We start from the raw sequence: 203 nt of genomic DNA, 5'->3' as shown, positions 1-203 counted from the left end.
TCGATAAAAGGTTTCAACGCCGTCTGGATATCGTTCAGCTCCGTAAAGTTCGGCTGATACGGAATATCCCGGCGAAACTTGTTCCGAGTCGCCGTCTCCAGTCCCTTCTGGCTCAATGCCGCCAGCCTCTGGGAAATCTCGTCAGGCGCCGCCTTCACCAGCAGATCCTCGGGCGAGAACTTCGCATCCCGCACAACCGCATA

General features: G+C 56.7%; 1 pseudogene. It reads right to left on the bottom strand.

Annotated features, from left to right (window positions below):
• Positions 1-203: pseudogene (locus tag PAT3040_RS37005) on the bottom strand (extracellular solute-binding protein); the annotation flags it as partial.

Origin of the sequence: Paenibacillus agaridevorans, assembly GCF_003112455.1 — a bacterium.
Taxonomy (GTDB): domain Bacteria; phylum Bacillota; class Bacilli; order Paenibacillales; family Paenibacillaceae; genus Pristimantibacillus; species Pristimantibacillus agaridevorans.
This window is presented reverse-complemented; position numbering and strand designations above follow the sequence as displayed.